Here is a 17,481-nt window from a genome sequence, read left to right as displayed (position 1 = left end):
CGACCGGGCAAGGCGGGGAAATCACACAAACCAATACAGGTAGCTATTCGATATGAATAACCTGATGTCACAAGCCGTTGATTTGATGATCGCAGGCATGGGGTTCGTGTTCGTGTTCCTGGTTATCCTGGTGTTCGCGACCGGCCTGATGTCCAAGCTGATCGGACGGTTTGCGCCGCCAGAGCCGGCAACCCCGGCCAGAACACCACGTGCCAAGCCGAAGGCGCCCACGTCGGTTGATCCTGACACCGCCGAGGCCATCAAGAAGGCGATTGCACAATACCGGTCACGCCACAAGAAGTGACCCGGTACACGATTAGAACCTTTTAACAGAAGGCTGACACGATGACTGACACAAAGAAACCGCTGGGGATTACGGACGTAATTCTGCGTGACGCCCACCAGTCCCTGCTTGCCACCCGTATGCGGCTCGATGACATGCTGCCCATCGCCGAGAAACTCGACAAGGTCGGGTACTGGTCGCTGGAATCCTGGGGTGGCGCTACCTTTGACTCCTGCATCCGTTACCTGGGCGAAGATCCCTGGGAGCGCATCCGCGAGCTGAAAAAAGCCATGCCCAATACCCAGCAGCAGATGCTGTTGCGGGGTCAGAACCTGTTGGGCTACCGCCATTATGCGGATGACGTGGTAGAGCGGTTTGTTGACCGTGCCGCCGAGAACGGCGTGGACGTATTCCGTATCTTCGATGCGATGAACGATCCGCGTAACCTTGATACTGCCATCAAGGCGGTCCGCAAGACCGGCAAGCACGCCCAGGGCACCATCTCCTACACCACCAGCCCGGTGCACACCATCGAGATGTGGGTCGACCTGGCCAAGGAAATCGCCTCCATGGGCGCGGATTCCATCGCCATCAAGGACATGGCCGGTATCCTCAAGCCGTACGTGGCCTATGATCTGGTCAGCCGCCTGAAGAAAGAGCTGGATATTCCGATCCACATGCAGTGCCACGCGACCACCGGTATGTCGACCGCCACCGCCATCAAGGCGGCGGAAGCCGGTATCGACAACGTGGATACCGCGATCTCCTCCATGAGCATGACCTACGGTCACTCGCCCACCGAAGCGGTGGTGGCGATTCTGGAAGGCACCGACCGCGACACCGGCCTGGACCTGAACCTGCTGGAAGAAATTGCCGCTTACTTCCGCCAGGTCCGCAAGAAGTACGCGAAGTTCGAAGGCAGCCTCCGGGGCACCGATTCCCGTATCCTGATTGCCCAGGTGCCGGGTGGCATGCTGACCAACATGGAAAACCAGCTGCGCGAGCAGAACGCCACCGACAAGTTCGACGACGTTCTGGCCGAGATTCCCAAGGTCCGCGAAGACCTGGGTTACATCCCGCTGGTCACGCCGACCTCCCAGATCGTGGGTACCCAGGCGGTACTGAACGTTCTGACCGGCGAGCGTTACAAGTCCATCTCCAAGGAAACCTCCGCCATCCTGAAGGGCGAGTACGGCGCAGCGCCGGCTCCGTTCAACAAGGAGCTGCAGGAGCGTGTTCTGGATGGTAAGGAGCCTGTGACCTGTCGTCCGGCGGACCTGCTTGAGCCGGAAATGGACAAGCTGACCGACGAGCTGAAGAAGCTGGCCGACGAGAAGGGCATCAAGCTGGCGGAAAACACTGTAGACGACGTTCTGACCTACGCGCTGTTCCCGCAAATCGGCCTGAAGTTCCTGGAAAACCGTGGCAACCCGGATGCCTTCGAGCCGGTTCCGACCGCTGAAGACGCCGCACCTGCCAAGAAGGCCGAAGGACCCGAGACGTACACCGTGGATGTCAACGGCAAGAAGTTCGTGGTCGCGGTGTCCGAAGGTGGCGAGATCACCCAGATCCAGGGTGAGGGTGGTGCTGCTTCCGCACCGGCCGCGTCCTCTGCTCCGGCACCTGCTGCCGGTGAAGGTGAGCCTCTGGTGGCACCGCTGGGCGGTAACATCTTCAAGGTACTGGTTTCCCCGGGTGACACCGTGGAAGAGGGCGATGTGCTGATCATCCTCGAAGCCATGAAGATGGAAACCGAAGTTCGCGCGCCTAAAGCCGGTACCATCGGTGAGGTCTTCATCAAGGTCGGTGACGCCGTATCCCCTGATGATGAAATGCTGACAATCGCATAAGGGCCAGCATTCCATGGATAAATTAATGACACTCTGGACAGGTAGTGGCCTGTTCAACATCGAGCTCGGCCAGGTGGTCATGATCGCCATCGGCCTGCTTCTGCTGTTCCTTGCGATCCGCAAGGGCTTTGAGCCACTGCTGCTGGTACCGATCGGTTTCGGCGGCATCCTGGCGAACATCCCGGAGGCAGGGCTTGCCCTGACTGCGGCGGAAAATGCCATCCACTTCGCCCTGAAGAGCGAAGCGAGCCAGGTCCTGGCTGCGCTGGCCGCGCCGCTGGATGTGGCCTACCAGGCCGGCCAGGCGGTCACGCCTGAACTGAAGGAAGCGTTCAAGGTTGCTGTGAAGGAAGCCAGCTACTCTGAAATGGCAATGGCCAACTCCGTTGCACAGGACCTCGGTTACGGCAATGGCATGCTGTACAACTTCTACTCGGTGGTTATTGGTAGCACCATCGGGCCGCTGGTGATCTTCATGGGCGTGGGCGCGATGACCGACTTCGGTCCGCTGCTGGCCAACCCGAAGACCATGTTGCTGGGTGCGGCCGCTCAGTTCGGTATCTTCGGTACCGTTCTGGGTGCAGCCCTGCTGGACTGGACCGGCGTTCTGGAGTTCAACATCCTGGAAGCGGCGGCCATCGGTATCATCGGTGGTGCTGACGGCCCGACCTCCATCTATGTATCCAGTGTTCTGGCTCCGCACCTTCTGGGTGCCATTGCGGTCTCGGCCTATGCCTACATGGCGATGGTGCCGATGATCCAGCCGCCCATCATGAAGGCGCTGACCTCCCACAAGGAGCGCGCCATCAAGATGAACCAGCTGCGTCCGGTGAGCAAGCAGGAGAAGATCATCTTCCCGCTGGTGGTGCTGATTGCGGTGGTTCTGTTCCTGCCGGATGCGGCACCGCTGCTGGGTATGTTCTGCTTCGGTAACCTGATGCGTGAGTGTGGGGTAGTGGAGCGTCTGAGCGATACGGCCCAGAACGCGTTGATCAATATCACCACGATCTTCCTGGGTCTGTCTGTCGGTTCCAAGCTGATGGCGGACAAGTTCCTGGACGCCCAGACTCTGGGTATCCTGGCGCTGGGTATTGTCGCGTTCGGTATCGGTACGGCCTGTGGTGTGCTGATGGCGAAGCTGATGAACCGGTTTGCCAAGGAGCAGATCAACCCGCTGATCGGTTCTGCCGGTGTGTCTGCGGTGCCGATGGCAGCGCGGGTCTCCAACAAGGTTGGTCTGGAAGCCAACCCGCAGAACTTCCTGCTGATGCACGCGATGGGCCCGAACGTGGCCGGTGTTATCGGCTCTGCGGTGGCTGCGGGTGTGATGATCAAGTTGTTGAGCTGATCACTTACCGCTGCTTTGAGGAAACCCCGCCTTTGTGCGGGGTTTTCTTTTTTAGGACTGCAAGACTGCGAACGTTGGGGAGGCGCCTGTGTGGAAACCCTGTCCAGAAACCGCTACGAGCACGTCCATGTGCGCTTGTTTCCGGCCATCCTTGGCCTCCAACATTTCTGGACAGGGTTTCCACACAGGCGCTACCTGGTTTGGGAGTTGTCTTTAACAGACTTAGTGAAAATCTCTGGAGCTGACCGGTAACGAGTTAATCAGATGACTCAGGTCCGACAGTTTCCCCGCCATCACATGGACAATATCGCCTTCTCTTTCCAGTACGCCTTTCACGTGTAATAACCGGGCCGTCAGTAACGGCTTTCGCTGGCGCCGTGCGGTTTCCAGCCAGACCACGACGTTTACGTTGCCGGTTTCGTCTTCGAGGGTGACGAAGGTGACGCCGGAGGCGGAGCCGGGGCGTTGGCGGCCGGTGACGAGGCCGGCGACCTGGACGGGGATGCCGGCTTTGGTGGTTTTGAGCTGTTCTGAGGTGAGGCAGAAGCGGAGGTGGCCCTGTTCCCGGAGCAGCGCCAGGGGGTGACGTTGGAGGGTTAGCCCCTGGCTGGCGTAGTCGGCCACGACGTTCTGGCCCTCGGTGGGTTCCGGGAGCTGGTCGCAGTGCTCCGGCTGGTAGTCGTCCGGGTCTTCTGCGGCGAACAGTTCGGTGGGCTGTTCGTGGTCGAGCAGTTGCCAGTAGGCCTGGTGGCGGTTGGCGGTGAAGTCCGGCATGGCGTTGGCGCCGGCCAGGAGTTCCATGTCGCGCTGGTTGAGGGCGGCCTGGCGGCGGAGTTCTGCGGCGGAGCGGTAGCCGTTGGCCCGGCGGTTCTGGTGGATGCGCTCGGCGCCACTGGCCGAGAGGCCCTGGATGATTCTGAGCCCCAGACGCAGGTGCTGGTCCGGGCCCTCGATGGTGTGGTCCCACTGACTGTGGTTGACGTCCGGTGGTAACACGGTGACGCCATGGCGGCGGGCGTCCTGGACCAGTTGGGACGGGGAGTAGAAGCCCATGGGCTGGCTGTTGAGCAGGGCGCAGTAGAAGGCTTCCGGGTAGTGGCGCTTGATCCAGGCGGAGACGTACACCAGCAGGGCGAAGCTGGCGGCGTGGGATTCGGGGAAGCCGTAACCACCGAAGCCGCAGATCTGCTGGTACAGGCGTTCGGCGAAGTCGGCGTCGTGGCCACGTTCGAGCATGCCGGTGACGAGTTTTTCCCGGAACGGGGTGAGGTCGCCGTGGGATTTCCAGGCAGCCATGGCGCGGCGCAGCTGGTCGGCTTCACCGGCGGAGAAGCCGGCGGCGACCATGGCGAGTTTGATCACCTGTTCCTGAAAGATGGGCACGCCCAGGGTGCGTTCCAGCACGCGGCGGACGGCGTCGTTGGGGTAGTCCACCGGTTCCAGGCCGTGTTTGCGGCGCAGGTAGGGATGCACCATGTCGCCCTGGATAGGGCCGGGGCGGACGATGGCGACTTCAATGACCAGATCGTAGTAGGTTTCCGGCTTCAGTCTCGGCAGCATGTTGATCTGGGCGCGGGACTCCACCTGGAACACGCCGATGCTGTCGCCTTTCTGGAGCATGGCGTAGGTGGCCGGGTCTTCCTGGGGGATGTCCTGAATGTGGAAGGGCCTGCCTTTCTGGTCGCTGATCAGTTCCAGCGCTTTGCGGATGGCGGAGAGCATGCCGAGGGCAAGTACGTCCACTTTCATCAGGCCGAGGCTTTCCAGGTCGTCCTTGTCCCACTGGATCACAGTGCGGTCTGCCATGGCAGCGTTCTCGACCGGCACCAGTTCGGCCAGCGGGCCGGCGCTGATGACAAAGCCGCCCACGTGCTGGGACAGGTGGCGGGGGAAGCCGAGCAGGGTGTTCACCAGGGTAAAGAACTGGTCCGCCACCTGCGGATTGCGGGTGAGGTTCTTGTCCAGGATCTGCTGGCGCCAGTTGGTGGCCTTGTCCCGCCAGTCGATGCCGTCCAGCAGTTGTTCCACCAGGGCCGGATCGAAGCCCAGGGCCTTGCCCACGTCGCGGATGGCGCTGCGGGGCCGGTAGCGGATCACCGTGGCTGCGAGGGCAGCCCGTTCCCGGGTATAGCGGCGGTAGATGTACTGGATGACTTCCTCCCGCCGTTCGTGCTCGAAATCCACGTCGATGTCCGGCGGTTCGTTGCGATCTTTCGAGATGAACCGTTCGAACAGCAGTTCCACGTTGGCCGGGTTCACTTCGGTAATGCCCAGGCAGTAACACACCGCCGAGTTGGCTGCCGAGCCCCGGCCCTGGCACAGGATGCCTTGGCTGCGGGCGAAGGCAACGATGTCCTGGATGGTGAGGAAGTAGTGCTCGTACTTCATCTCCGAGATCAGCTCCAGCTCCTTGCGGATCAGTCCCTGGACCTGGAGTGGGGTGCCCTCCGGGTAGCGCCGGCGCTCGCCTTCGCGGGTCAGGCGTTTCAGGTAGCTGGCCGGGGTTTCATCCTCCGGCACCAGATCCGGCGGATACTCGTAACGCAGGCTGCCGGGTTCGAAGGTGCAGGCTTCGGCAATGCGCAGGGTCTGTTGCAGCCAGGCCTCGGGGAACAGCCGCTGCAGCACCGGCAAGGGGCGCAGGTAACGTTCGCCGTTCTGGAACAGGCAGCGGCCGGCGTTTTCCAGCGTGGTGCGGTGGCGAAGGGCGGTGAGTACATCCTGCAGAGGCTGACGTTCCCGGCTGTGCATGTGGACCTCGCCGATGGCAGTGACGGGGCAGCGTAGCTGGTCGGAGAGCCAACGGATGCGAGCCAGCTGTTGTTCTTCTCCGGACTCCAGAGTTCGGGCGGCGGCAATCCAGAAGCGGAGATCAAACAGCCGGTACAACCATTCGCCGCAAGCCAGGGCCTGGTCTGCGTTCGCTTCGGGTATGGCCGGTGGCAGCCAGAGGCACAGGCAGTCGTCCAGCTCGTGGGTTTCCACATCCCTGAAAAACAGCCGGTACTGGCCTTTCTCGGCCCGGCGGCGCCCTGTGGTGATCAAACGGCATAACTGGCCATAGCCCTTGCGGGTGCGGGCCAGCAAAATAAACCGGGGAGTGGCGGCCCCCGCCGGCGTATCCTCCAGCTCAAACCAGCTGCCGGTAATCAGCTTGACCGGGCTTTCTTTCAGGGCCGCCCAGGCCCGGGGGATGCCGGCTACGGAACAGGCATCGGTGATGGCCAGGGCGGTGTAACCCAGCTCTGCGGCCCGCTCCGCCAGTTCGTGAGGGTGGGAGGCCCCGGTCAGGAAGGTGAAGTTGCTGAAACAGAAGAGCTCGGCGTAGCCGGACATCGCCTTACCCGAACCAGCCATGGATAAACCACCCCTCGCGTACGTCCCGGAAGATCCAGGCCAGCTGGCCGTTTTGCAGCTGGGCGATGTAGTAATCCCGGTGTACCCGCTGGCCGTCCCACCAGCCGCCACTGATGCGTTCCGGCCCGGCGAACCAGGCCGCCGGTGGTTCGGTCAGTGGTTGCGGGCCCTGGAGTAGCCAGAGGGGACGCCGGGGCAGGTGTTCCGGAGCTGCAAGACGGGTCTTGTGTTTCTGTCGCACCTCTGTCGCAGACCAGGCCCGTTCCGGACGATGATCCGCCTGGGGAGAGAGCCGCTTCAGGGCTTGTTCGCCCAGCCGGGCCTGCAGTCGGCTGATCAGGGTGTGCCAGGCCTCGTTCAGATCCTGGTTTTCGCCCAGCAGGTCCTGGCTGGTGGACGCTTCCCTCCCCAGAAAACGCTTCACCGACAGCACCAGGGCAACCACCGGTGCCCGCAATGGCTGCTGCTCCAATCGGAGGCGAATCAGGTTCAGGAAGGCCTCGGCCCGGTGCTCCGGGCCTGAGGTGCGTATGCGCAGACGGGTGTCCTCCTCGTGCCGGTGGCGCAGGATCAGGTGCAGGCTGTCGGTGTCCTGCTGGCGCCAGCACAGGTCGTCTTCCAGCTCCGAGAACATGCGCTGCAACGGGAACAGCAGCCCCTGGGTGTGTTCGATTTCCTGAATGAAATCGGCCTGCTGGCGAAACGAGTGGGGCGGCTGCCAGGGTGTTTGCGGATCCGGCCTGGTGCCCTGGATTTTCTGGACGTGCGCCAGGGTTTCCGGCGACAGCCGGCGGGCCAGTTCCGCTGCGGGCAGGGCGAACACCTCGCCCAGAGTATTCAGCCCCAGCCGTTGCAGACGGGTGCAGGTTTTCCCATCAAACTCCGCGGCCACCAGAGGCATAGTCTCCAGCGCCCTCAGGATATGGCCCTTGTCTGCCGTGCATTCCCCCTTGCCAGCGCGGGCAATCAGCCGGGCCGCCAGGGGCGTGTGGCCAATAGCAATCCAGGCAGTGAGCCGATGCTCGTTCAGGGCCTGCTCCACCGTTTGCCAGACCGCCGGCAGGCCGCCGTACAGCTTCTGCAGGCTGCCGATTTCTGCCAGGAGGCCATCGGGAGGCACCAATACGATGTGGGCCGCGTAGCGGTACAGCCACCTTGCCTGGTCTTCCAGTATCCGGGCTTCCTGCTCGGGCTGTGCCCGTACCATACCCAGTTCCGGAACCAGGTTGATGGCGGTTTTCAGGCGCATGCCGGCACGCACGCCCTGGTCCCGGGCTTCCGGGCAGGCCTGGGTAACGCGCTGGCCGGTGCCTTCCACGATAACCAGAGGGCGTTGGTCCTCCCGGTCACGGCGGATATGGTCCAGCAGCAGGTGTGGAAAATGCAGGTACAACCAGAGCATGAAAACCCTATCGCTGTGAGTGGTTCCAGGGGCCTTGTACCACCCGGGGGGCTTCCCGGAACGTGAGGTCTGCCCGGTGGGCCATGGCCAGGCTGCAGCGCTGGCCGGGCCAGCTGCCCCGGCGCTTGACCACGTTGACCTTCAGGTCCTGGTTGTCGCCGGGCGTCAGCTCCAGGCGCAGGGCGGCCGGGGAGTTCTGCTCCGCATACCGGCGTTCCCGGAACAGCACGCAGACATTGCTGCCGGCCTCCGCGGCCAGTTGCAGCCGGCGGACTTCGCGGGTGGCCAGTTTGCCTGGCCAGGCCAGCACCAGACCGGTAACCGGGGAACGGAGACAGTTTTCCAGGGTCCACAGAAAATCGCCGGCGTCTTCGGTATGAATCATCACCACCTGGTCCAGATCCACGCCTTCCCGCGCCAGGGCCGGAGCATAGGGCGTGTGGGGTGGGTTCAGCCAGAACACGCTCTTGCCCGCTTTCGTCAGCCGCTGCATCAGTGGTAGCAGCAGGTGCAGTTCGCCGATGCCGGGGGCATCCAGCAGGCATTCGCTCAGCGCGCCCCGAGGCCAGCCGATGCCGCCCAGCTGGTTATCCAGCACCTGGTAGCCGGTGGGCTCCGCGGGTTGTGTGGTCCGGCGATGCCGGTGCCCCTGCCAGACACGGGCATCCTGCATCAGTGTGTTCAGCAGCTCGCTCATGGGGAAAAATCTCCGAATACTGTTTAAATATACAGTATTCTGAAAGCGCTCGGATTTCAAGAAGTGAGTGATGTGAGTCTCAGGAAAGCACCGGCGGCTCGCAGGAGCCGCCGGTAGATCGCGCTCCAGGCTGGTCAGTTACCGGTTAGCGCGGGTGCAGCCAGCCCGGCAGCATGCTGTACGGATCCACGTGAACCTCCGGGTTGAAGCCAATGTGCTGGCTCTGCAGGCGAGGCAGCAGCGAGCCATCCTTGATCTGGTCAAAGACATCGGTGCAACCACCCACGAATTCGCCGTTGATGAAGATTTGCGGCAGGGTTGTCCAACCGGTTTTTTCCTTCAGTACCGCACGGATCTGACCGCCCCGGTTACCTTGCTGATAGGCCACGGAGTCCAGGTCGACGGATTTGTAGTCGATGCCGTATTCCCTGAACACCTTGCGAACGGACCAGCAGAACTCGCACCACTCCAGCGCGAACATGACAATCGGGTGTTCCGGGTCATGAATCAGGTCGTCGACTTCGGCCACTGCCGCAGGATCGAGCACCACGGCTTTTTCCTGAGCAGGAGGCGCCTGCGGCACGGTGATATCAAACCGGTAGCCCGGGGTGGAGCGTGACAGCGTCATTTCCTCTTCCGTCATTTCCACCGCTACATCTTCAAACAGCGGAGTGGTCAGGTAGCGCTCGCCGGTATCCGGCAACATGCACAGGATGTTGGCACCTTCCGGAGCCTGTTCGGCAACCTGAAGGGCTCCGGCGAAGGTGGCGCCGGAGGATATGCCGACAAAGATGCCTTCCCGGCGGGCCAGGTCCCGGGCGCATTGCAGGGCGTCGTTACCATTGATGGGCAGGAACTCGTCAATGTTGTTGGCCTGCATGACTTCTTCCGCCAGCTTGGGCACAAAATCCGGTGACCAGCCCTGCATCAGGTGCGGGCGGAACATCGGGTGACTTTCCGAGTGGTCCCCGCTGGCATTCCGTGGCTGGGAAATGCCGCTGGCCAGGATTGCCGAGTTGTCCGGTTCGCACACCACGATCCGGGTGTCCGGGCTCTGGCGTTTCAGGACCCGTGACACGCCGGTGAGCGTTCCGCTTGTGCCGAATCCTGTGACCCAGTAATCCAGCCCGACACCCTCAAAATCGTCCAGGATTTCCACTGCGGTGGTGTGCTCGTGAACGGCGGCATTGGCGGGGTTCTCGAATTGGCGGGGTTGCCACCAGCCATGCTCCCGGGCCAGCTCTTCGGCTTTGGCGACCATCCCGGAGCCTTTCTGTGAGGCCGGTGTCAGGACCACCTTCGCGCCCAGAAACCGCATCAGCTTGCGCCGTTCCACGCTGAAGTTTTCCGCCATGGTGACCACCAGCGGATAGCCTTTCTGGGCACATACCATAGCCAGGCCAATGCCGGTATTACCGCTGGTGGCTTCCACGATGGTCTGGCCGGGCTTGAGTTCGCCACGGCGTTCGGCGTCCTCGATCACGCCAAGGGCGAGGCGGTCCTTGACCGAACCCATGGGGTTGAAGGCTTCGATCTTGACGTAGAGATTGACCCCTTTGGGGCCGAGATTGTTGATACGCACTGCCGGGGTGTGGCCGATGGTATCGAGAATGCTGTTGTAGAGCGTACCCATGATGTGTCTCCTTTATGTTTTCCAGAGGAGGACGCCCTAACCCTTTTCGGGGTACGCCAGGGATCCTTCAAGTATAGTTCAGCCGGCCGCTTCCTCGTTCATCCGGGCCACCTCCTGACCCACCGCCAGCATTTCGTCCACAAGCTCGTCAGCTTCCTTCAGGGTTGTTCTTGCACCCACAAAACAGGGGCGGATGGCCAGCGCGCCATTGACCACGGTTGTGCTGGGAATGGACCGCCCGCGCTGAACCATCCGTCGGTGGATGCGCCGGTTCAGTTCATTCAGGTCGTTCCATCGCTCACTGAGATAGCGAATTCCGCAAATCGACAGTGTGGGCTCAGAGACGACGTCGAGGTTCGGGTGTGCTTCCGCACGTTCGGCCACATGCCGGGCCAGGCTGTTGTGGCGGCAGATCCGTTCGCGCAGGCCGGCAATGCCGATCTCGCGGATCAGGGCCCACACCACTGCCCCACGGGAGGGGGCAGACAGCTCCACGCCCATATCGGCGTAGGGGATGCCCAGGTTGTCCATGGAATGGGCCACGCCCTCGGTGGTGCAGGAACCCTCCAGGTAGGTGGCGGCCTCCTGGGTGAAGGCCCGGTTCAGAAGCTCCCGGTCTTTCACATAGGTAGCGCCAATACCGACCGGAGCGCCCAGCCACTTGTGAGGGTCCACGATCACGGAATCCGCGAGCTCGAGGCCGTCATACAGCGGCTGAACCCGTGGATCGAGAATGCCGGGCAGGCCATAGGCACCGTCCACATGAAACCAGAGGGAATAGGCCCGGGCGGTTTCCCCAATCTCCCTGAGCGGATCGATGGCGCCGCGGTTGGTGCTGCCGGCGTTGGCGACCACCGCGATGGGCACACGGTTTTCACCCTGGTCCGCCATCAGTTGGCGGCGCAATGCCGTGGTGGACATCCGGCCCCCGGCGTCGGTTTCGATCTTGCACACCGATTGCCGTCCCAGACCGAGCACCGCAGCGGCCCGCTGCACCGAGTGGTGGCATTCAACGGAGGCATACAGGCGGCAGGGCCGGCAGACACCTTCCCGGGCCGGGTCAATCCCCAGGCGCTCGAACGCCGACTGCCGGGCGGCACCGAGGGCCACAAGGTTGGCGACCGAACCGCCACTGCTGTAAAGGCCCTTCATGCCTTTCGGTAATCCGAACATGCGGGCCATCCAGTCCAGTGAAAGCTCTTCCAGAAAGTTGAAGGCTGTGAGGCCGATACGTTGGGGTGCCGCAACCGAACCGGCCAGGGTGGCCAGCGCGCCGATGGTGGTGGCGCCGGTGGTGATGAACGCGGTACAGCCGGGGTTGGGAATAGGGGAGCCGTTGGGAATCACCCATTGGCCCAGTTCTGCCAGCACCGCGTCGACGCCGACGCCGTTTTCGGGGACCGGCAGTTCCAGTGCCTGGCGCCAGGTATCCGCCTGCTGCATGGCGTCCGGGTGCCGGAAACTCAGGTACCCGTCCAGCTGCTCACCGAGCCGGGCAGACAGTTCCGCCAAGTGGCCACATTCGGCTTTGTCTGTGTTCATGATCATGACGCTCCCATCTGTTAGACCCGATAACTCCTGGGCGGTTTCGGTCATTAAGGGTTATCGTAAGCTCGGCCTTCTCTCCAAGCTTGGCGGGAAGGCGATTTAAATCTGGTGAAACTCTGAAGATTGCCATACCATCAAAAAACATGGACGAGCGTTTCCGGCTTGGCTTATGCGCTATCGATTCGATGACTTCGAGCTCGATACGGAGTGTTTCGAGCTGACCCGCAGCGGCGTTGCCCTGGCAACCGAACCGCAGGTGATTGAATTGCTTGTCATGCTGGTGCAGAACCGCCACCGGATGCTCAGCAAGGAAGAAATCAACGACACGGTCTGGCGTGGCCGGATTGTCTCGGACTCCGCCCTCAGCAGTCGCATCAAGATCGCCCGCAGGTTACTTGAGGATGATGGCCGGACCCAGCGCTACATCCGCACCGTGCACAAGAAAGGATTTCGTTTCGTTGCCCCTGTTGAGGAGATTGCCGCTGAAAAGGTGGCTGTCAGCGAGGCCCCGGAACCACCATCGGCAGACCCCGGCCCCGCCTGTCCACCCAGGGAACCATTCACTCACAGCGCGAAGCCCGCTGTTGCCGTCCTGCCGTTCACCAACCTGTCCACCGACCCGGACCAGGAGTACTTCTCCGACGGCATAACCACCGACATCATCTCCAACCTCTCCAAGCACCGCTGGCTGGACGTGGTGGCTCGGAATACCACCTTTGGCCTCAAGGGCCGGGCCACGAACCTGCAGGTATTGGGGCAGACGCTGGGCGTTGATTATGTGGTGGAGGGGAGTGTCCAGCGCTCCGGTGACCGGGTACGGGTTAACGTTCACCTGACGGATTGCCACACCGGGCATACGCAATGGGCAGACCGCTACAACCGTCAGATAGTGGATATCTTCGACCTTCAGGACGACATCACCGAAACCATTGCGGCACGGCTGGAACCGGAAATCGGTTACGCCGAACGCAACAAGGTGGTCCACAACCGCCCGGCCAACCTCGAGGCGTGGGATTGCTACCACCTTGGGGTGTATCACTTCTACCGGTTTACCGGGCCGGATAACCGTGAGGCCCAGTGCCTTTTGCGCCAGAGCCAGGAGCTTGATCCCTTTTTCGGTGAGGCCTTTGCCTGGTGGGCCTATGCCGTGATCCTGGGCATGGTGTACTGGGATACCCGGCCAACAGAAGCCCTTTTGAACGAGGCCCTGCAGGCATGTGATCAAGCCCTCGCACTGGTGCCGAACAATGCCACGTTCCATGCCTTGCGAGCCCGGGTATTGCTGGCGCGGCGGGAATACGGCAGCGCCATCAACGAAAACCGGATTGCCATCGAGCTGAACCCGACCTTTGCGGCGGCTTACTGCGGGCTAGGGGATTCGCTGGCCTACGAGACCCGATACGACGAGGCCCTCAGAAACTTCCGAAAATCCATAACCCTCAGTCCGAACGACCCCCAGATGTGGGCCTTTTTGACCTACGGCGCGCTGGCGATGATTTTTCAGGGCGATTACGAGATGGCACTCGAATGGACGGAGCGCGCCGCCACCATTCCCAATTGCCAGTACTGGACCACAGCGCACCGCGCCGTTGCGCTTGCGTACCTGAATCGTCCCACCGAAGCCGCTGCAGCCGTCGTCAGGCTGCGTCAGGAATTGCCCGGTTTCTCAGTAAGCTTCGCGCGGGAAAAACTGTTCTATCTCAAAGAGCAGACTCAGATCGAGCGATATCTGGAAGGACTGCGCCTGGCCGGCGTCCCCGAAACGGTGCCCGCTCTGGCCGGCTGAACATACCCTCTGGATGCGCCGGAAATGCCAGTGCCCGGGTTGATAAACTCCGAACCTGTTCCCAGAGTGGAAGTGTGGCCAAACGATGGAGGTAACGGATGACAGAACTCAGACAGCAAGCCTGCGAAGCGTGCAGCGCTGACGCACCGAAAGTCACCGCTGAACAAAAAGCCCAACTGCGCAAGGACATTCCAGATTGGGAGATTGTGGAACTGGACGGCGAAGAACAGCTTCGGCGTGAGTTCAAGTTCCGCAACTTTGTTCAGGCCCAGGAATTCACCAACAAGGTGGCCGATCTCGCCGAAGCCGAGAACCACCATCCCGCCATCCTGCTGGAGTGGGGCAAGACCACAGTGCGCTGGTGGACCCACAAGATAGGCGGCCTGCACAAGAATGACTTCGTGATGGCCGCCCGTACGGACCAGGCGTACCAGGACATGCAGTGAGGCCTCCGGGCCTCACTGCCCCTGACTTTTCATTTCTCCCGAACAGGACACCGACCGATGGTCGAGAACGAGACCGACAATCCCCTTACCGTCAGGCTCGGCAAAGAAGAGCTGATCATCCGCCGCCGCTACGAGGTGCTCAGCATCATCAACGACTTCTTCATCGCCATCTGGTTCCTGATCGGAAGCATTCTCTTCCTGTTCCCCGAATACGAAACCGCCGCCGTCTGGCTGTTCATTATTGGCAGCTTCCAATTCCTCGTGCGCCCCACCATCCGGCTGGTCAGCCACATTCACATCAAACGAATACCGGCCAGCAACTGGGAGTCCTAGAGGACAGAATCAACGGGACTCCGGACACCGAAGCGCGGATCACCGGAAAGCTCAGCCGCAGGGAACACATACTGCCAGCCAGGCTTCTCGCTGGCATTCGGATACTTTCGTGCCAGCCCTGCAGGCAAATAGACCGAACCGACCCCCTTGAGAAGATCCGCCTGATGCTGGGTGCAGGGCCGAATCGATCTGATGCCGCAGCGGTTCGATCAGACGGTCTGGGAGCAAAGTAATCCGATCCTTGTCACCCTTGCCGCTTCGAACGATCAGCTGCTGCATATCAAAGTCCACGTCTTTAACCCGTAAACGTAACGCTTCATTAATACGCAGGCCAGAGCCATAGAGGAGCATGGCGACAAGCCTGTATTCGTCGCTAAGATTGCTGATGACCGCCTTTGCCTCCTCCGGACTGAACACGGTGGGTAACCGCTTGGGCTTTCTGGCCCGTTCAAAACTGAGTTCGTCCAACGGCTGCCCCAGAAACTCACGGTACAAAAACACAAGCGCATTGAGCGCGACCCTCTGGGTTGCGGTGCTGACGTTTGCCTGCAAAACAAGATGAGACAGAAACGCTTCCACTTCGGCCGTTCCCATGGCCTCAGGGTGTTTTCGATCATGGAACCGGATGAATCGTTTGATCCAGAACAGATAGGTTTTCTCGGTTTTTAAGGCCATGCCGCGCAGGCGGATGAAGCTTCGAACCTTGTCCAGGAAGCGGGTTGGCTGTGCCGGAAGGGGGGAGGGGATATCCATATCCAATCATCCTTGAGGTACTGTTTTTATATACAGTAATTCGCAGGATTGAGAAGTCAAGACTGGACTGCAGGGCGGAGTTATACGAACGCGTTCGCAAAACTCCAAAAAAACGCATGAGAAATCCATGTAACTATCTGATAGTGTTGGAAAGAGGGAAACACTGTGGCGGAGTTATACGCCCAGAATGGTGAGCAGGGGTGGCTCGAGGATGGGCGTATAACTCCGGCGGTAGCCGTGGTGGATTGCTCTCAAGCAACTGGTTTTGAAGCGGTTTTTGGGAAATTCTTGAGAGCTTTTTAATGGAGTTTTACGAACGGGTGATATACGAACGCGTTCGTATAATTAGCTGTTATCTGTGATGAAGAGACGTATCTGGATAGCATTGATCGCTTTGTTGACCATTGGCGATGCATGGTCGGGAGAGAGCTGGGGGCCTGGGATAATCGAGTTTCAGCTTGAAAGCACTGACAAGATCGAAACGATGATTTGGATCTCTGGTTTCTCATACAGTTCTTCCGAGCTTTTATCGTCCATGGGATGTTTTGATAAGTCTGTACTGGTGGGTAGCAGAGAGTTGATACAGGCCATTAACGCCAAGTATAGAGGTGAAACAATAACTTCAGAGCAGGCTACGGCAGTACTGGGTGAGTATTTGCGCTCCAGATACGCCTGCCCAGCATATAACGAGGCAAAGCAATAACAGACGCTACGCGCCGTTGTTTGCAGCGTTATATTTCTTAAACCTCAATCAAGGAAGATCATGAGAATATCGACATTACCCCTAATCGTTCTCTGCCTTTTCATTGGCTTCACCTTTTGGGTTATGGCAGGCGCAGAACAGTCGCTTCTGGCTTTCGGTGCCCAGCTCATGTCCAGCCCAGACACCGCTCAGGTAGTCATTGATCTCTACATTCTGGCCGCGCTAGCTTGTGTTTGGATGTACCAGGACGCCAAAAGCCGTGGCAAAGGTTTGGGCTATCTCATCCCATTCTTCGTCGTAACAGCGGTGTTTGTATCTGCTGGGCCGCTGCTATATTTGGTGCTGCGTGGTGGGCGGGAGCCGGAAGCCGAAACCAGCAGAATCTAACAAGCCGCTTAAGGTTGTTCCCGGCCTGTCGGCCGTCCACCGGACGCCACTGTCGTGGCGCCGCTTAGCTCAGCGTTAGAGTTTGCTCATGATCAGACTGGTGCTTGCATTTTTTATTAGCGCCACAGCAGCTTTAGCTGGAGTGGTCGTAACGGGCATGCTCTATTCTTTTTTCGTTCCAGGCTCACCTTGGGAAGTGGCTCTGCATTTTGGAGAGCCAGCTGCATTAGTTATTTATCCAATAACGTTTGTGGTTGGTCTTCCTCTGTATTGTGCTGCCAGATTACTAAAAATGATTAGTTGGAGTAGGGTCGTATTTGGAGGAATTTTTTTGGCTCTCGTCTATCCGGTGGGTGTCCTAATCTACAGTGATTTTTCCGCAGGGTCTGTGTCAGGATTTGTTATCTGTGGAGGGATTGGCGCGCTAGCAGGTCTGGTCTTTTGTCAGGTCGCGGGAATAAAGCGAGCTTCAGATTAGCTCTAACAAGGTGGTTAACGGGACGCCAACTACGCAGCGCTCCGTTGGCGCCCATTACCACTGGCGTTAAAGGCTAAAGAGAGTTTTCAGTGAACAAGGAAGATCTTTCTCCAGAAGACCAAGCCTACTACAAGCGGTTTGAGCTTAAGCCGTTACGAGTATTGCTGTATTTGCTGGCAGTGGTTTACTTGGTTTTTGTTTATGCGGTTGGTGGTTCCCAGCTCAACGGAGGCTTTTTCAGCGGCGCGGTCGGAACCTTTGTTCTGATTCAAGGCATCGATCTCTCTCAAAGACGACTGATCGTCATTGGCGGATTCCTGACATTTGTGAGCGTCTTCCAGACGATATTATTGGTGTTGTGGTGACTACCGAGAGCTGCCGGAAAGCCTTTAACAAATAGTTGTAGTACGTTTCGGGCCAAGGGCCCTAAACCGGGCGCCCTTGTCAGGGCGCCGCTAAACAAAAGCGTCATGTGTA

Annotated in this window: 15 protein-coding genes; 9 read left to right on the top strand and 6 right to left on the bottom strand. The window is 60.1% G+C overall.

All coding sequences use genetic code 11. The annotated features are described in order from the left end of the window. Positions 1-52 precede the first annotated feature (52 nt). From MD273_RS09500 to MD273_RS09490, 3 genes are read left to right on the top strand one after another with little or no spacing between them, the layout of a single operon-like run. On the top strand, positions 53-304 hold the full coding sequence (locus MD273_RS09500; protein ID WP_239037494.1) for an OadG family protein: 252 nt from the start codon (positions 53-55) through the stop codon (positions 302-304). Positions 305-345: 41 nt separating this feature from the next. Beyond that, entirely contained in the window at positions 346-2,133 is a 1,788-nt protein-coding gene (gene oadA / locus MD273_RS09495; protein WP_239037493.1) for a sodium-extruding oxaloacetate decarboxylase subunit alpha, read from the top strand. 13 nt (positions 2,134-2,146) lie between these two features. Continuing rightward, a complete protein-coding gene (locus MD273_RS09490) occupies positions 2,147-3,481 on the top strand; it encodes a sodium ion-translocating decarboxylase subunit beta (protein WP_502846037.1) in 1,335 nt (444 codons plus the stop codon). Between the two features lie 222 nt (positions 3,482-3,703). On the opposite strand, the gene MD273_RS09485 is transcribed toward MD273_RS09490, so the two are convergent. From MD273_RS09485 to MD273_RS09465, 5 genes are all read right to left on the bottom strand, one after another. After that, on the bottom strand, positions 3,704-6,838 hold the full coding sequence (locus MD273_RS09485) for an error-prone DNA polymerase (protein ID WP_239037491.1): 3,135 nt from the start codon (positions 6,836-6,838) through the stop codon (positions 3,704-3,706). Continuing rightward, the gene (locus MD273_RS09480) at positions 6,822-8,240 is read right to left on the bottom strand and encodes a Y-family DNA polymerase (RefSeq protein WP_239037490.1); all 1,419 of its coding nucleotides are present in this window, start codon (positions 8,238-8,240) and stop codon (positions 6,822-6,824) included. Before MD273_RS09480 ends, MD273_RS09485 begins: the two co-directional genes overlap by 17 nt. 7 nt (positions 8,241-8,247) lie before the next feature. Continuing rightward, the gene (gene imuA, locus MD273_RS09475; protein ID WP_239037489.1) at positions 8,248-8,937 is read right to left on the bottom strand and encodes a translesion DNA synthesis-associated protein ImuA; all 690 of its coding nucleotides are present in this window, start codon (positions 8,935-8,937) and stop codon (positions 8,248-8,250) included. 145 nt (positions 8,938-9,082) lie between these two features. Further along, the gene (gene cysK, locus MD273_RS09470) at positions 9,083-10,570 is read right to left on the bottom strand and encodes a cysteine synthase A (protein ID WP_239037488.1); all 1,488 of its coding nucleotides are present in this window, start codon (positions 10,568-10,570) and stop codon (positions 9,083-9,085) included. 78 nt (positions 10,571-10,648) lie between these two features. Continuing rightward, complete coding sequence (locus tag MD273_RS09465) at positions 10,649-12,112, bottom strand: pyridoxal phosphate-dependent decarboxylase family protein (RefSeq protein ID WP_239037487.1); 1,464 nt, start codon at positions 12,110-12,112, stop codon at positions 10,649-10,651. Between the two features lie 175 nt (positions 12,113-12,287). Here MD273_RS09465 and MD273_RS09460 point away from each other — a divergent pair, with 175 nt between their 5' ends. The 3 genes from MD273_RS09460 (at position 12,288) to MD273_RS09450 (ending at position 14,683) form a co-directional block, all read left to right on the top strand. Continuing rightward, positions 12,288-13,904 carry a winged helix-turn-helix domain-containing tetratricopeptide repeat protein gene (locus MD273_RS09460; protein ID WP_239037486.1) on the top strand — a complete coding sequence of 539 codons (1,617 nt, stop codon included), beginning with the start codon at positions 12,288-12,290 and terminating at the stop codon, positions 13,902-13,904. 98 nt (positions 13,905-14,002) lie between these two features. Continuing rightward, the gene (locus tag MD273_RS09455) at positions 14,003-14,350 is read left to right on the top strand and encodes a 4a-hydroxytetrahydrobiopterin dehydratase (protein WP_239037485.1); all 348 of its coding nucleotides are present in this window, start codon (positions 14,003-14,005) and stop codon (positions 14,348-14,350) included. 57 nt (positions 14,351-14,407) lie between these two features. Next, the gene (locus MD273_RS09450; protein ID WP_239037484.1) at positions 14,408-14,683 is read left to right on the top strand and encodes a YrhK family protein; all 276 of its coding nucleotides are present in this window, start codon (positions 14,408-14,410) and stop codon (positions 14,681-14,683) included. 51 nt (positions 14,684-14,734) lie between these two features. On the opposite strand, the gene MD273_RS09445 is transcribed toward MD273_RS09450, so the two are convergent. Beyond that, the gene (locus tag MD273_RS09445; protein ID WP_239037483.1) at positions 14,735-15,436 is read right to left on the bottom strand and encodes a phage integrase N-terminal SAM-like domain-containing protein; all 702 of its coding nucleotides are present in this window, start codon (positions 15,434-15,436) and stop codon (positions 14,735-14,737) included. Positions 15,437-16,199: 763 nt separating this feature from the next. On the opposite strand from MD273_RS09445, the gene MD273_RS09440 reads away from it, so the two are divergent. The 3 genes from MD273_RS09440 to MD273_RS09430 all read left to right on the top strand — a co-directional run bounded on the left by MD273_RS09440 (position 16,200) and on the right by MD273_RS09430 (position 17,369). Beyond that, a complete protein-coding gene (locus MD273_RS09440; RefSeq protein ID WP_239037482.1) occupies positions 16,200-16,526 on the top strand; it encodes a DUF2834 domain-containing protein in 327 nt (108 codons plus the stop codon). Between the two features lie 88 nt (positions 16,527-16,614). Next, the gene (locus tag MD273_RS09435) at positions 16,615-17,004 is read left to right on the top strand and encodes a hypothetical protein (RefSeq protein WP_239037481.1); all 390 of its coding nucleotides are present in this window, start codon (positions 16,615-16,617) and stop codon (positions 17,002-17,004) included. 89 nt (positions 17,005-17,093) lie between these two features. Next, positions 17,094-17,369 carry a hypothetical protein gene (locus MD273_RS09430; RefSeq protein WP_239037480.1) on the top strand — a complete coding sequence of 92 codons (276 nt, stop codon included), beginning with the start codon at positions 17,094-17,096 and terminating at the stop codon, positions 17,367-17,369. The last annotated feature ends 112 nt before the right edge of the window (positions 17,370-17,481 follow it).

This window comes from Marinobacter sp. C7 (assembly GCF_022343555.1).
GTDB lineage: Bacteria > Pseudomonadota > Gammaproteobacteria > Pseudomonadales > Oleiphilaceae > Marinobacter.
This window is presented reverse-complemented; position numbering and strand designations above follow the sequence as displayed.

Excerpts from the sequence above, each read along its gene's own strand:
- MD273_RS09485 (WP_239037491.1), bottom strand. The coding sequence starts at position 6,838 with ATGGCTGGTTCGGGTAAGGCGATGTCCGGCTACGCCGAGCTCTTCTGT.
- MD273_RS09435 (WP_239037481.1), top strand. The coding sequence starts at position 16,615 with ATGATCAGACTGGTGCTTGCATTTTTTATTAGCGCCACAGCAGCTTTA.
- MD273_RS09445 (WP_239037483.1), bottom strand. The coding sequence starts at position 15,436 with ATGGATATCCCCTCCCCCCTTCCGGCACAGCCAACCCGCTTCCTGGAC.
- oadA (WP_239037493.1), top strand. The coding sequence starts at position 346 with ATGACTGACACAAAGAAACCGCTGGGGATTACGGACGTAATTCTGCGT.
- MD273_RS09500 (WP_239037494.1), top strand. The coding sequence starts at position 53 with ATGAATAACCTGATGTCACAAGCCGTTGATTTGATGATCGCAGGCATG.
- MD273_RS09450 (WP_239037484.1), top strand. The coding sequence starts at position 14,408 with ATGGTCGAGAACGAGACCGACAATCCCCTTACCGTCAGGCTCGGCAAA.
- cysK (WP_239037488.1), bottom strand. The coding sequence starts at position 10,570 with ATGGGTACGCTCTACAACAGCATTCTCGATACCATCGGCCACACCCCG.
- imuA (WP_239037489.1), bottom strand. The coding sequence starts at position 8,937 with ATGAGCGAGCTGCTGAACACACTGATGCAGGATGCCCGTGTCTGGCAG.
- MD273_RS09465 (WP_239037487.1), bottom strand. The coding sequence starts at position 12,112 with ATGAACACAGACAAAGCCGAATGTGGCCACTTGGCGGAACTGTCTGCC.
- MD273_RS09455 (WP_239037485.1), top strand. The coding sequence starts at position 14,003 with ATGACAGAACTCAGACAGCAAGCCTGCGAAGCGTGCAGCGCTGACGCA.
- MD273_RS09440 (WP_239037482.1), top strand. The coding sequence starts at position 16,200 with ATGAGAATATCGACATTACCCCTAATCGTTCTCTGCCTTTTCATTGGC.
- MD273_RS09480 (WP_239037490.1), bottom strand. The coding sequence starts at position 8,240 with ATGCTCTGGTTGTACCTGCATTTTCCACACCTGCTGCTGGACCATATC.
- MD273_RS09460 (WP_239037486.1), top strand. The coding sequence starts at position 12,288 with ATGCGCTATCGATTCGATGACTTCGAGCTCGATACGGAGTGTTTCGAG.
- MD273_RS09490 (WP_502846037.1), top strand. The coding sequence starts at position 2,147 with ATGGATAAATTAATGACACTCTGGACAGGTAGTGGCCTGTTCAACATC.